Raw genomic sequence first — 13,336 nt, 5'->3', positions numbered from 1 at the left:
GAAAACTTGCTGTTTCGCAATTTAGTCTAAAGATCGAGAACCCAGGTCTGCCCGTTGAGCTCGGGGCCGAACATGCGGTGCTTCTCCTCGGATACGAGCTGGAAGCCAGCCTTTACGTAGATGGTGCGCGCGGTAGACAGGATATCGTTGGTCCAGAGCGAGATCTGCCGGTATCCCTTGGCTCTCGCGAAGCGGATGCATTCGTCGACCAATGTCTTTCCGAGGCCGAGCCCGCGTGCCGATTTGTCGATATAGAGGAGCCGCAGCTTGGCGATGCCGTCGCCGCCGTTGGTGATCAGGATCGAGCCGATGTTGACGCCGCCGCGTTCCGCGATCCAGCCGTATTCCATGGCCGGATCGAAATTGGTGAGGAAGCGTCCCGCGACTTCGGCGACAAGGCCCTCGAAGCGCATGTCCCAGCCGTATTCCTCGCTGTAGAACTTTGCCTGGCTCTCCACGATCCAGCCGATGTCGCCGGCGCGGTGAGGGCGGATGACCAGGGGCGGCATCGCGGCTTCGGGGTCGAGCAGGGAGCGGATCGTCTTCATCGCCGCGACAACGTTCTGCGGTTCGCCTGATGCCAGCTTGTCGAAGCGTCCGGCGATCTGGGCATTGGAGCGGTTGACGAGTTCCTGGAATTGCACGCGTCCCTGGTCGGTGACGGAGATAAGCTGGCTGCGCCGATCGTCGGGATCAGGCGTCGTCTCCATCAAACCTTCGGCCTTGAAGCGCTTCAGGATACGGCTGAGATAGGCAGGGTCGAGGTGCAGGTCGCGGACCAAAGCCACAGCGCTGACGTGTTCCTGCGAACCTACTTCGAAGAGGACGCGCGCGTCGGTCAGCGTGAACTGGGTGTCGAGATAGGCCTTGTTCAGGACCCCCAGGAAGTTGGTGTAGAAGCGGTTGAAATCACGGGCTGCGTCGATAAGGGCGGAATCGGACATGGATCAGGTCTCCTGCTGGGTGACCGTGTCCTCTAATTGATTGACTGAGTCAACTAAATTGTTGGGTCTAAGCGACCGCTTTTTGTGTGGCTTGATCGCCCAGGGCGAAGTCGACGGCGGCTTTGGCGTGGATCTTAGTGGTATCGAAGCCGGGCAGGGGCAGATTGTCGGGGTCGAGGATCAGGCAGATCTCGGTGCAGCCGAGGATGATGCTGTCGGCGCCCTTGGCGCGTTCGCGCTCGATGATCTCGAAAAGCGTCTGGCGGGAGCTATCGAGAATTTGCCCGGCGCAGAGCTCGTTGAAGATGATGTCGTGGACTGTCGTGCGGTCGCCCTGATCCGGCACCATGATGTCGAGCCCGAGGCTTCTCACGCGGTCGGTATAGAAGCCGTGCTCCATCGTGTAGCGCGTGGCGAGCAGGAGCGGGCGATGGCATCCGGCGGCCTTCAGCGCTGCCGCGGTTTCATCGATGATGTGGAGCAGCGGGATAGTGATGCGGTCGGCGACGGGGCCGGCGACGAGGTGCATGGTGTTGGTGCAGATCAGGACGCATTCGGCGCCGGCCGATTGCAGGCGTGCTGCTACGTCGCCGAGCCGTTTGCCGGCGGCTTCCCAATCGCCGGCCTTCTGCATCGCGACGATCTCTTCGAAATTCACGGAATGCATCAGCAGTTCGGCGGAGGCGAAGCCGCCGAGGCGGTCGCGAACCATTTCGTTGATCAGGCGATAGTAGACGGCGGAGCTCTCAAAGCTCATGCCACCGATCAGGCCGATTGTCCGCATTCGATATTCCTCCTGCTGCTCCCGCGTCTTTGCGACGCGCGTTCTTCTGGCGGTCTCCCGCTTCGCGGAGCATCATGCAAATAACGGGCGAAATTGCCAGCCGATCCCGTTCTTTTGCCTGGGCAAATGCCGCATTTGGGATCGCAGATGTCGCCGCGTCGGCCCGCGCGCTGATTGGTCGCAGGCCCGCCAACGCAGGTTAGCTATGCTGAAACAGTGGTTGAACAGGGGGTAGTTAAGATGACATTGGTCAATTCTTATGCAAATTACCAAAAGGGTAACCTATGGCTGATCATCACGTCGTCGTTGTTGGAGGAGGCTTCGGAGGGCTGCAACTCGTAAACGACCTTAAAGGCGCTGGTGTCCGCATTACGCTCGTCGATCGGCGCAATCACCATCTGTTCCAGCCCCTGCTATACCAAGTCGCCACAACGATTTTGTCGACCTCCGAGATCGCCTGGCCGATCCGCCATCTCTATGGTGACCGCCCCGAAGTGACGACCCTGCTTGGCGATGTCTCGGGCGTCGATACCGGCACGAAGTCGGTAAAGCTGCGCGATGGCAACGTCCTGCAATACGACACGCTGGTGCTCGCCACGGGTGCGACCCATGCATATTTCGGCCGCGACGACTGGGCGCCGGTTGCGCAGGGCCTGAAGACCCTCGAGGATGCAACGACGATCCGCCGCCGCGTGCTTCTGGCCTTTGAAAGGGCAGAGACGGCACGCGATCCGGCCGAGCGCGATGCATGCCTGACGTTCATCATCATCGGCGCCGGCCCGACCGGCGTGGAGCTTGCGGGCATCATCGCTGAACTGGCGCACAAGACGCTGCCGAGAGAGTTCCGCAATATCGATACGCGCAAGGCAAAAGTCATCCTCGTGCAAGCCGGACCGCGGGTCCTGCCGACCTTCGTGCCCGAACTGTCCGAATATGCCTTGAAGGCGCTCAACGATCTTGGCGTCGAGGTACGGCTTGGAAAGCCGGTCACCGAGTGCACGGCGGAAGGTGTGCAGATCGGCGAGGAGTTCATCCCGAGCCGGACGATCAGCTGGGCTGCCGGCGTTCAGGCGTCGCCGGCCGCGAAGTGGCTGGGCATCCAGGCGGACCGCGCCGGCCGCGCGATCGTCGAGAAGGATTTGACGGCGCCAGGCCTGCCCGACGTCTTCGTTATTGGCGATACCGCTTCGGTGATGCAGGAGAGCGGCGCGCCGGTGCCGGGTGTCGCACCTGCCGCCAAGCAGCAGGGCGCCTTCGTCGCCAAGGTCATTCACGCACGGATGAAGGGCAAGACGCCGCCGGTCTTCAAGTACAAGCACCAGGGCAGCTTGGCGACGATCGGCCGGAGCGCGGCAATCGCTGATTTCGGCAAGATCAAGCTCAAAGGCGGGCTCGCCTGGTGGATCTGGGGCATCGCCCACATCTACTTCCTCATCGGCACCCGTTCGCGCTTTTCGGTCGCCTGGAGCTGGCTGTGGATCTTCCTCAGCGGCCAGCACAGCGCCCGCCTGATCACGCAGCGCGAGACCATCGCGGACGAAAAGTAAGTCTTGTCGGGCTGCCGCGACGACCATTCGAAAGCCTCCGGTGCGAACCGGGGGCTTTTCTGTTTACTTTTACATCCACGAAAAAGCCCCCGCCAGGTGACGGGGGCTTCGGTATTCTGGTGATAAGGCGGGCGAACCCGCTATTCGTTCGATCAGGCTGCCAGCGAGGCGATGTCGATGACGAAGCGGTAGCGAACGTCGCTCTTCAGAACGCGCTCGTAGGCTTCGTTGACGTCCTGGATGTTGATCTTCTCGATTTCCGAGACAATGTTGTGCTCGCCGCAGAAGTCCAGCATTTCCTGGGTTTCCTTGATCGAGCCGATCATCGAGCCGGCCAGCGTACGGCGGGCGGGAACGAGCGAGAAGGCGTGAACCGGGACGGGATTTTCCGGAATGCCGAGCAGGACCATCGCACCGTTGACCTTGAGCAGGTTCAGGTAGGCATTCCAATCGATCTCGGCGGAAACGGTGCACAGGATCAGATCGAAGGTGCCTGCGAGCTTTTCGAAGGTCGAGGCATCAGACGTCGCGTAGTATTCCTTGGCGCCGAGCTTCAGGCCGTCTTCCTTCTTCGACAGCGACTGCGAGAGGACGGTGATATCAGCGCCCATGGCGGCGCCGAGCTTGACGCCCATGTGGCCGAGGCCGCCCATACCGACGATGGCGACCTTCTTGCCGGGGCCGGCATTCCAGTGCTTCAGCGGCGAGTAGAGGGTGATACCGGCGCACAGAAGCGGCGCGGAGGCGTCGAGCGGCAGGTTGCCGGGGATCGACAGGACGTAGTCTTCCTTGACGACGATCGAGTCGGAGTAGCCGCCCTGCGTTGCCGTCTTGCCGTCGCGATCGACGCTGTTGTAGGTGCCGACGAGGCCCGGCATGTACTGCTCATTGTCGAGGTCGCGGGTTGCGCAGCCGACGCAGCTGTCGACGAAGCAGCCGACGCCGACGTGATCGCCGACCTTGAACTTGGTGACATTGGCGCCGACGGCCGAAACGACGCCGGCGATTTCGTGGCCCGGCACGATCGGGTAGACGGCATTCTTCCATTCGTTGCGAACGGTGTGAATGTCGGAGTGGCAGATGCCGGCGTACTTGATGTCGATGACGACGTCATCCGCGTTCGGGTCCCGACGTTCGAAGGTGAACGGCGTCAGCGGCTTGGATGCATCGGTAGCGGCGTAGCCTCTTGCGATTGGCATGGGAAGTATCCTTCTTTGGCGGGGTGGAAAGGGATGGTGCCCTTATGCGCCAGAGACGGCACCCAGCGTTAGAGTGATCCTCTCGTGTTCTTGCACGATCCTGCAAAAGTGGTTGGAGCCTGCAAAAGTGAAAGAGAGCGGTATTTGCGGCGATGCAAATCCATCCTAGATAAACAGTCCAAACGACAGGCAAGCCGTTCTCACCGGAAAGTGCGACTGATGACAATGCTGTTCAACCGCTACCAGGAGATCGCGTCGATCGCGGGCCGCTTCGCGCTCGGCGACGGGGAAGTGCAGACGGGGATCGAGGGGCTGGGGATCAGCCGCCGCACGACGCCGAGCGCGCCTTGTCACGGCAGCTATCGCCCGTGTTTCGCCATGGTTATTCAAGGCGCCAAAAGCCTGCAGCTCGGGACCGATACGATCAACTACGGGGCGGGTGACTATCTGCTGACGTCGGTCGACCTGCCGGTCGCATGGCGCGTGGTGGAGGCGAGCGCCGAGGTTCCGCATCTTTGCATCACGCTTGCGATCAACAGCGAAAAGCTGCTCCATCTGCTCAGTCGCTCGACCATACAGCGCAGCGCGACGCCACCATCCGGCCAGCGCGGCATCGTCGTCAATGCCGCGACGCCGGAGCTTCTCGATGCGGCCGTGCGGCTGCTGCGCTTGCTTGATAGTCCAGCGGATATCGCGGCGATGGCGCCGCTGATCGAACAAGAAATCCTCTATCGTATCCTCACGGGACCTGCGGGCGACCAGCTGATCGATATCGCGATCGCCGACAGCCAGGGCAACCGGATCGCCCGCGCGATCGCCTGGCTGCGCGAGAATTTCTCGCGGACGCTGCGCATCGAGGAACTGGCCGAGCACGTCAACATGAGCGTCTCGTCGTTCCATCATCACTTCAAGTCGATCACGGCGATGACGCCGGTGCAGTATCAGAAGCAGATCCGGCTGCACGAAGCGCGGCGTCTTATGCTGATCGAGCGGCTGGATGCCGGCACCGCCGGGCACCGCGTCGGATATCAGAGCCAGTCACAGTTCAGCCGCGAATATAGCCGTCTATACGGCATGTCGCCGGCGCGCGATGTGGATGCGGTGCTGAACGCTGCCGAATAAACGAGCGCGGCACGCCGAAAATTTATGCTTCTGCCTTTTGCGGGCTCTTGACGAGAGAGTGCTTCTGGGCGATAAGCGCTCACGAACCGTACCGTACGGTACTTATCGGGAGCGAATGCCGTGTCTGTCGAAAACTTGGAGCCCAGCGAATTCTCGCCGCGCCAGAACGCCGTTCTGGAGCAGGCGCTGCGGTTGCTCGTCGATGGCGGCGAAAAGGCGCTGACGACGTCGGGCGTCGCGCGCGCGGCCAACTGCTCCAAGGAAAGCCTCTACAAGTGGTTTGGCGACCGCGACGGCCTGCTGTCGGCGATGATCGCTTACCAGGCGAGTAAGGTGCGCACCTTCGAGCGCAACGGCGAGCGGCTGACATCGGCCAGCCTGCATGACCATCTCGTGATTTTCTCGCGTGATCTGCTGGAGGTTCTGGCGGGTGACGTGTCGCTGGCGCTGAACCGGCTGGCGATCGGCCAGTCGCCGCGCGACGGCTCGAAGCTCGGTAAGCTTTTGCTCGAGCGCGGCCGCCGGCAGATCGACCGCCGCGCCATGGGGCTCATCGATTCCGGCAAGCGGGCAGGGCTGCTGCGCTTCAACGATGCCGACGAAGCCTATCACACACTTTACGGCCTGATCGTTTCCGACCTGCATGTGCGCATGCTGCTCGGGGATACCACGGGCGTTACGGATACCGCGCGCCAGGCGGAAAAGGCGGTGACCGCCTTCCTCCGGCTTTACGGGACGGAGAAGGCGCTGGCCGACATGCCGGCCGTCGTCTGACGACCAAGTTTTACCGAATACTGACAGTCCACAAGACAAGCAAAGGGAAGGAAAATTCAAATGCGCGTCTATTACGATCGTGATGCAGACCTCAACCTCATCAAGTCCAAGAACGTCGTCATCGTCGGCTACGGCTCGCAGGGTCGCGCCCACGCGCTGAACCTGAAGGACAGCGGTGCTGCCAACGTCGCCATCGCGCTGAAGGCCGGTTCGCCGACCATCAAGAAGGCGGAAGCCGACGGCTTCAAGGTCATGACCGTTGCCGACGCCGCCAAGTGGGGCGACCTGATCATGATGGCGACGCCTGACGAACTGCAGGCCGACATCTACAAGGCCGACATCGCCGGCAACATCCGCGACGGCGCGGCAATCGCATTCGCACACGGCCTCAACGTTCACTTCGGCCTGATCGAGCCGAAGGCTTCGCTCGACGTCGTCATGATCGCACCGAAGGGCCCGGGCCACACGGTTCGCGGCGAATACCAGAAGGGCGGCGGCGTTCCCTGCCTCGTTGCCGTTCATCAGAACGCTTCGGGCAACGCTCTTGAACTCGCTCTCTCCTACGCTTGCGGCGTCGGCGGCGGCCGTTCGGGCATCATCGAAACCAACTTCCGCGAAGAGTGCGAAACCGACCTCTTCGGCGAACAGGTCGTTCTGTGCGGCGGTCTCGTCGAGCTGATCCGCGCCGGCTTCGAAACGCTGACGGAAGCTGGCTACGCGCCTGAAATGGCCTACTTCGAGTGCCTGCACGAAGTGAAGCTCATCGTCGACCTGATCTATGAAGGCGGTATCGCCAACATGAACTACTCGATCTCGAACACCGCTGAGTGGGGCGAATACGTCACCGGCCCGCGCATCATCACGGAAGAGACCAAGGCCGAGATGAAGCGTGTCCTCAAGGACATCCAGACCGGCAAGTTCACCTCGGATTGGATGCAGGAATACCGTGCCGGCGCTGCCCGCTTCAAGGGTATCCGCCGCGTCAACGACGAGCATCCGATCGAAGAAGTCGGCGCCAAGCTGCGCGGCATGATGCCTTGGATCGGCAAGAACAAGCTCGTCGACAAGGCTGTGAACTAAGTGGCTTGCCGATCCAGTGCATCTTTATTGATGCGCGCCTGCGGCGACGCGGGGATCGGCAAGAGCAAGCTCATCGACAAAGCTGTCAACTAAGCTTTTCTGCTATTGCAGATATGGAGGCCGGTGCGGAAGCGCCGGCCTTTTCGTTTGGTGGGATGTGAGGAGGCTAGATCGATCTGCGGCCACTCACGGCATGATACAGCCACAGCACGACGACCGCGCCGATGACGGCGACGACGAGGCTGTAGATGTTGAAGCCGGTGACGCCGGAGGCGCCGAAGAAGGTGAAGATGACGCCGCCGACGATGGCGCCGACGATCCCCAGCACGATGTCCATCAGCATGCCTGAGCCGGTCTTGTTGACGATCTTGCTGCCGATGAAGCCGGCGATCAGTCCGAGAATAATCCACCCGATGACAGACATCTTGTTTTCCCCTCCTTGAATGGGCGGACAATCCGACCATCTTTTGGCATCAGCTAAAGTTGTCGTGGCGGAATTCAAGGCTCGGTCGGGCCTCATGTTGTGTTTTTGCTCTTCGTCTCAAAACAGCACCGAAGGAGAAGGACATGGGATTGTTTGATGATGCCGTTCCCGGTGGGAACATCTCGAAGCCGATCATGATCGCGCTTGGCGCGCTTCTCGTCGGCAAGCTGCTTGGCGCCGGTGGCAAGAGCGAGCCGGAACAGCCACAGCAGCCGAACCAGCAAGCGAATGCGGGCGCCGACGATGGCGGGCTGCTTGGCAATCTCGGCGGGCTGGCGGGCAGTCTGGGTGGTCTCGGCGGTTTGGGAGGATTGCTGGGCAAGCTCGCCGAAGCCGGGCAGGGGTCGGTTGCCGATTCCTGGGTGAAGCCTGGGCAGAACCAGCCGATCGCTCCCGGCAATCTGGAAAGCGCGCTCGGCTCGCAGACGATCAGCGATCTGGCGCGTCAGGCGGGGATCAGCGAGCAGGAACTGCTGACCCAGCTTTCCAAGGTTCTTCCCGGTGTGGTCGACAAGCTGACGCCACAGGGACAGATCCCGAGCCAGGCGCAGATCGCGGCACTTCTGCGCTCCTGATCATCAGACATGAAAAGGCCGGCTGAGGTGAAAACCTTGCCGGCCTTTCGTCGTGATCGGATCTATCCGGTGGCTTACGCCATGATGCGGCGGGTCCAGCCGCGCTGGTCGTTGGTGACGCCCTTCTGCAGGCCGACCAATTCGCTGCGCAGTTCCGTCGTCAGCTTGCCGGTCTCACCGTTGCCGACCTTGAACTCGCCGCCCGCGTGGCGGACGAGGCCGATGCCGGCAAGCACGGCAGCGGTGCCGCAGGCAAAGGCTTCGACCAGCTTGCCGCTGGCCGCATCAGCCTGCCACTCCGCAAACGAGTAGGGGCGCTGCTCGACCTTGAGGCCCTTTTCTTCCGCGAGAACGATGACCGAGGCGCGGGTGATGCCCGGCAGGATCGTGCCGCCAAGCGGCGGGGTGACGACGGTGCCGTCGTTCATAACGAAGAATACGTTCATGCCGCCGAGTTCTTCGACCCAGCGATGCTCGGCCGCATCCAGGAACACGACCTGATCGCATTCCTTCTTGGCAGCCTGCGCCTGGGCGACGAGGCTGGCTGCATAGTTGCCGCCGCATTTGGCGGCACCCGTGCCGCCGGCGGCAGCGCGCGTGTATTCGGTCTCGACCCAGAGCGATACGGCCTTGGCGCCGCCCTTGAAGTAGGCACCAACAGGCGAAGCGATGACGCAGAAGATATATTCCTGCGCCGGGCGAACGCCGAGGAAGGTCTCGTTGGCGAACATGAAGGGACGCAGATAGAGGCTGCCGTCGCCTGAGGGAATCCAGTTCTTGTCGATACGGACGAGCTCTTCGACTGCCTTGAGGAAGAGGTCTTCGGGAACCGGCGGCATGGCCATGCGCTCAGCCGACTGGTTGAAGCGGCTGGCGTTCTGTTCCGGGCGGAAGAGAAGGATGCGGCCATCATCGGCCTTGTAGGCCTTCATGCCTTCGAAGATTTCCTGGGCGTAGTGCAGGACGGCGCTTGCCGGATCGAGTTCCAGCGGGCGGCGCGGCGTGACCTTGGCATCGTGCCAGCCCTTGTCCGCGGTCCACTTCGCCAACACCATGTGATCGGTGAAGACCTTGCCGAAGCCGGGCGTTTCCAGCGCCTTGGTGCGGTCCGCGTCGGAGACCGGCGAGGTATGGAATTCGATCTTGATTTCGGGAGTATTCGACGACGCGGTCATTTCCTGGCACCTTCATAGCCTGTGGGATTTCGGCGGCGACACTACTGCCGCAGCGTGTGCTTTGCAAAGGCCGATTTGGCCTGTTTTCGGATTAAAATTGCGGAAAATTGTCATGGTAGCAAACAAATAGGTCAGCAATGTTGACTTATCATTTATTGCGTGATCTTGTCCAGTAAAGACAAAAAATTACGAGGAAGCGCACCCATGCTCAACTGGGATAACATCTTTGCAACCCGCTCGTCGCGCATGCGCGCTTCGGAGATTCGTGAGCTCCTGAAGCTGCTCGATCAGCCTGATATCATTTCGTTCGCGGGCGGAATTCCCGATCCGGCGCTGTTCCCGGACAAGGAGTTCAAGCAGGCCTATTCGGACATCTTCGACAGCACGGCGGTCAATTCGGCCCTGCAATATTCGGTCAGCGAAGGTTACAAGCCGCTGCGCGAATGGCTGGTGGGCGAGATGGGCAAGCTCGGGATTGCCTGCGGCCTCGACAACGTCTTCATCGTTTCCGGCTCGCAGCAGGGGCTCGATTATCTCGGCAAGCTGTTCCTTTCGCCCAACGACACGGCGCTGGTGACGTGGCCGACCTATCTCGGCGCGCTGCAGGCATTCAACGCCTATGAGCCGGCCTACGACCAGCTGACGCCCAACGGTAACCGCACGCCCGCCTCTTATCAGGCGCAGGCCAAGGAGGCTGGTGGCAAGGTGAAGTTCGCCTATCTCTCCGCCGATTTCTCCAACCCGACCGGCGAGACCGTCGATCTGGCGGGTCGCCAGAAGCTGATCAAGCTCGCCGACGAGATGGACATCGCCATCATCGAGGACGCGGCCTACCAGTCGCTGCGCTATGACGGCGAGGCGATCGCGCCGATCCTGTCGCTGGAGATCGCCGAGAAGGGCGATATCGACAAGACGAGGACGATCTACTGCGGCTCGTTCTCGAAGACGCTGGCGCCGGGCCTGCGCGTCGGTTTCATCGTCGCCAACGCGCCTGTTATCCGCAAGCTGGTGCTGATGAAGCAGGCAGCCGATCTGCATTCGTCGACGATCAACCAGATCGCCATTGCCGAGGTCGCGCGCAAGGGCTTCGACGCCCAGGTCGCCAAGATCAAGGCTGCCTACAGCAAGCGTCGCGACGCGATGCTTTCGGCGCTCGCAAAGCATATGCCGGAGGGCGTGAGTTGGACGAAGCCGGAGGGCGGGATGTTCGTCTGGGTGACGCTGCCTGATGGCATGGACGGAACGAAGCTGCTCGCGAAATCGATCGAGACCGTCAAGGTCGCCTTCGTTCCCGGCCGCGCCTTCTTTGCCGATGGTTCGGGAGAGAACACCTTGCGCATGAGCTTCTCGTCGAGCAACGAAGAGAAGATCGAGGAAGGCATCGCACGGCTTGGAAAGTTGATCGCAGGCGAGATCGGCGGCCACTGAGCCGCCGACCGTTTCGGTGTTATTGATTGAGGTGCGGGCCGAGCAGGGATAGATCGGCCTCGCCAAGCCTGTCGCTGGCGGTGTTGCGCTGGTGCCAGTAGGGATAGAGCAGCTGCGGCAGGCTGACATCGTCGAGCCGCTTGCGCTCTTCGGCCGACAGCTTGAGTTCGGCTGCCTCCAGATTATCCTTGAACTGCGCTTCCGTGCGTCCACCGATGATGACCGACGTCACCGCCTGGCGACCAAGCAGCCATGCGAGCGCCACCTGGGCCGCCGAGACGTTGCGGCTTTCAGCGACCGACACCAGCGTTTCCACGATATTCCAGAGGCGGTCCTCGTCGCGGATCGGCGGCTCGGTCCAGCCGGCGAACTGGCGGGTGCCTTCGGGGGCGGCCTGGTTGCGACGGTGCTTGCCCGAGAGAAGACCGCCGGCGAGCGGGCTCCAGACGAGCACGCCCAACCCCTGATCGAGGCTGATCGGCAGCAGCTCGAATTCGGCGTCGCGGGCTTCGAGCGTGTAGTGGATCTGCTGGCTGACGAAGCGCTCGCGGTGCTCGCGCTCGCTGATCCCCAGCGCCTTCATGATGTGCCAGCCGGAGAAGTTCGAGCACCCGACGTAACGGACCTTGCCCTGCTTCACGAGCGTATCCAGCGCCTCCAGCGTTTCCTCTAGCGGCGTCTGGCCGTCCCATTCGTGCACCTGGTATAGGTCAATGACATCGGTCTTCATGCGCTTGAGGCTGGCTTCGCAGGCGCTGATCAGATGGTAGCGCGAATTGCCGGCGTCGTTGGGGCCTTCGCCCATCGGGAAGCGGGCCTTGGTGGCGATCAGCGTGCCGTTCTTCCTGACGCCGCCGAGGATTTCACCGATGATCTCCTCGGACGCACCCGCCGAATAGACGTCGGCCGTGTCGATCAGGTTGACGCCGGCGTCGATGCACATGTCGACCAGGCGGCGGGCTTCCGAAACGCCGAGGTCACCCACGGTCTTTGCCCAACCCTTGCCGCCGAAGGTCATGGTGCCCATGGTGAGCGTGGAAACCCTGAGGCCCGAACGGCCCAATTGACGATATTCCATAAGACTTCCTCCTGTCCCGAAATCGAAAATGAAAACGCGGGCTAGAAGATAGGGGTGAGGGGAACGGGTCAAGGGGTGCACGGCACTGTGACCGACGAATGGCAACTGTCACAATCATGTTAATCCAGATGTCTAAGGAACGAGCCTTCCATCACCGGGGGCACTATCCATGAAGACATCGTTTCCGCCGCGGCACTTCTCGCTGCAAGCCTGTTTGCCATTCCCGCATCCGCCGAAAACCTGGTGCTCTACACCAGCCAGCCGAACGAGGATGCGCAGGCAACCGTCGATGGCTTCATGGCCGCCAACCCCGATATCAAGGTCGACTGGGTGCGCGACGGCACGCCGAAGATCATGGCCAAGCTGCAGGCCGAGATCGAGGCCGGCAATCCGGTTGCCGACGTTCTCCTGATCGCCGACACCGTCACGCTCGAGCGCCTCAAGGAAGCCGGCAAGCTGATGGCCTACAAGTCGCCTGAAGCCGCCAACTACGACGCCGCGCTCTACGACGCCGACGGCTACTACTATTCGACCAAGCTGATCACGACAGGCATCATCTACAACACGTCCGCTTCGCTGAAGCCGACGAGCTGGAAGGATCTGACAAAGCCGGAAGCCAAGGGTCTCGTCACCATGCCGAGCCCGCTGACCTCGGGTGCGGCACTCATCCATGCGCAGACGCTTGCCGGCGTCGATGGCCTCGGTTGGGACTTCTACAAGGATCTGGCTGCAAACGGCGCAACCGCTGCCGGCGGTAACGGCGGCATCCTCAAGGCCGTCGCCTCGGGCGAGAAGGCCTATGGCATGATCGTCGACTACATGCCGATCCGCGAAAAGGCCAAGGGCGCGCCGGTCGAGTTCGTCTTCCCGAGCGAAGGCGTATCTGCCGTGACCGAGCCGGTCGGCATCCTCGCCAGCGCCAAGAACGCCGACGCTGCCAAGAAGTTCGTCGATTACGTGCTCTCCGAAAAGGGCCAGGAAGGCTTCGTCAAGCTCGGCTATATTCCTGCTCGCAACGGCATGAAGCTTCCGGAAGGCTTCCCGGCACGCGACAGTATCAAGGTGCTGCCGATCAATGCTGCCGCCGCGCTGAAGAACACCGATGCCGACCTGAAGACCTTCTTAGGCATCTACGGCTCGAACTGA

The 13,336-nt window shown here is 61.7% G+C and carries 13 protein-coding genes; 7 read left to right on the top strand and 6 right to left on the bottom strand.

Annotated elements, in window-relative coordinates; translation table 11 throughout:
* Window positions 1-26: 26 nt before the first annotated feature.
* Together J5286_RS13645 and J5286_RS13640 are read right to left on the bottom strand one after the other, a co-directional pair.
* Window positions 27-944 (bottom strand): bifunctional helix-turn-helix transcriptional regulator/GNAT family N-acetyltransferase, encoded by a 918-nt coding sequence (locus J5286_RS13645; RefSeq protein ID WP_209190797.1) that lies wholly within the window; start codon window positions 942-944, stop codon window positions 27-29.
* 67 nt (window positions 945-1,011) lie between these two features.
* The gene (locus J5286_RS13640; protein ID WP_209190796.1) at window positions 1,012-1,728 is read right to left on the bottom strand and encodes an aspartate/glutamate racemase family protein; all 717 of its coding nucleotides are present in this window, start codon (window positions 1,726-1,728) and stop codon (window positions 1,012-1,014) included.
* A 284-nt stretch (window positions 1,729-2,012) separates the two neighbouring features.
* On the opposite strand from J5286_RS13640, the gene J5286_RS13635 reads away from it, so the two are divergent.
* Window positions 2,013-3,275 (top strand): NAD(P)/FAD-dependent oxidoreductase, encoded by a 1,263-nt coding sequence (locus J5286_RS13635; RefSeq protein WP_209215355.1) that lies wholly within the window; start codon window positions 2,013-2,015, stop codon window positions 3,273-3,275.
* A 152-nt stretch (window positions 3,276-3,427) separates the two neighbouring features.
* On the opposite strand, the gene J5286_RS13630 is transcribed toward J5286_RS13635, so the two are convergent.
* Window positions 3,428-4,474, bottom strand: a complete 1,047-nt coding sequence (locus J5286_RS13630) for an NAD(P)-dependent alcohol dehydrogenase (protein ID WP_209190794.1) — start codon at window positions 4,472-4,474, stop codon at window positions 3,428-3,430.
* A gap of 219 nt (window positions 4,475-4,693) precedes the next feature.
* Between J5286_RS13630 and J5286_RS13625 the strand changes: the two genes are divergently transcribed.
* From J5286_RS13625 to ilvC, 3 genes are all read left to right on the top strand, one after another.
* Window positions 4,694-5,596, top strand: coding sequence for an AraC family transcriptional regulator (locus J5286_RS13625; RefSeq protein ID WP_209190793.1), 903 nt, complete (start codon window positions 4,694-4,696; stop codon window positions 5,594-5,596).
* Between the two features lie 120 nt (window positions 5,597-5,716).
* Window positions 5,717-6,370: a TetR/AcrR family transcriptional regulator C-terminal domain-containing protein gene (locus J5286_RS13620; RefSeq protein ID WP_037178795.1), complete on the top strand. Its 654-nt coding sequence runs from the start codon at window positions 5,717-5,719 to the stop codon at window positions 6,368-6,370.
* A 60-nt stretch (window positions 6,371-6,430) separates the two neighbouring features.
* Window positions 6,431-7,450, top strand: a complete 1,020-nt coding sequence (gene ilvC / locus J5286_RS13615; RefSeq protein WP_018900336.1) for a ketol-acid reductoisomerase — start codon at window positions 6,431-6,433, stop codon at window positions 7,448-7,450.
* Between the two features lie 166 nt (window positions 7,451-7,616).
* On the opposite strand, the gene J5286_RS13610 is transcribed toward ilvC, so the two are convergent.
* Entirely contained in the window at window positions 7,617-7,874 is a 258-nt protein-coding gene (locus J5286_RS13610) for a GlsB/YeaQ/YmgE family stress response membrane protein (RefSeq protein WP_065693678.1), read from the bottom strand.
* A gap of 143 nt (window positions 7,875-8,017) precedes the next feature.
* Between J5286_RS13610 and J5286_RS13605 the strand changes: the two genes are divergently transcribed.
* Window positions 8,018-8,509, top strand: a complete 492-nt coding sequence (locus J5286_RS13605) for a YidB family protein (RefSeq protein WP_209190792.1) — start codon at window positions 8,018-8,020, stop codon at window positions 8,507-8,509.
* 74 nt (window positions 8,510-8,583) lie between these two features.
* Here J5286_RS13605 and J5286_RS13600 read toward each other — a convergent pair whose 3' ends face one another.
* The gene (locus J5286_RS13600; RefSeq protein ID WP_209190791.1) at window positions 8,584-9,684 is read right to left on the bottom strand and encodes a branched-chain amino acid aminotransferase; all 1,101 of its coding nucleotides are present in this window, start codon (window positions 9,682-9,684) and stop codon (window positions 8,584-8,586) included.
* A 204-nt stretch (window positions 9,685-9,888) separates the two neighbouring features.
* On the opposite strand from J5286_RS13600, the gene J5286_RS13595 reads away from it, so the two are divergent.
* A complete protein-coding gene (locus J5286_RS13595; protein ID WP_209190790.1) occupies window positions 9,889-11,112 on the top strand; it encodes an aminotransferase-like domain-containing protein in 1,224 nt (407 codons plus the stop codon).
* Between the two features lie 19 nt (window positions 11,113-11,131).
* Here J5286_RS13595 and J5286_RS13590 read toward each other — a convergent pair whose 3' ends face one another.
* Window positions 11,132-12,190: an aldo/keto reductase gene (locus J5286_RS13590; RefSeq protein ID WP_209190789.1), complete on the bottom strand. Its 1,059-nt coding sequence runs from the start codon at window positions 12,188-12,190 to the stop codon at window positions 11,132-11,134.
* A gap of 177 nt (window positions 12,191-12,367) precedes the next feature.
* Here J5286_RS13590 and J5286_RS13585 point away from each other — a divergent pair, with 177 nt between their 5' ends.
* On the top strand, window positions 12,368-13,336 hold the full coding sequence (locus tag J5286_RS13585) for an ABC transporter substrate-binding protein (protein ID WP_449090027.1): 969 nt from the start codon (window positions 12,368-12,370) through the stop codon (window positions 13,334-13,336).

This window comes from Rhizobium sp. 16-488-2b (assembly GCF_017741815.1).
GTDB lineage: Bacteria > Pseudomonadota > Alphaproteobacteria > Rhizobiales > Rhizobiaceae > Rhizobium.
This window is presented reverse-complemented; position numbering and strand designations above follow the sequence as displayed.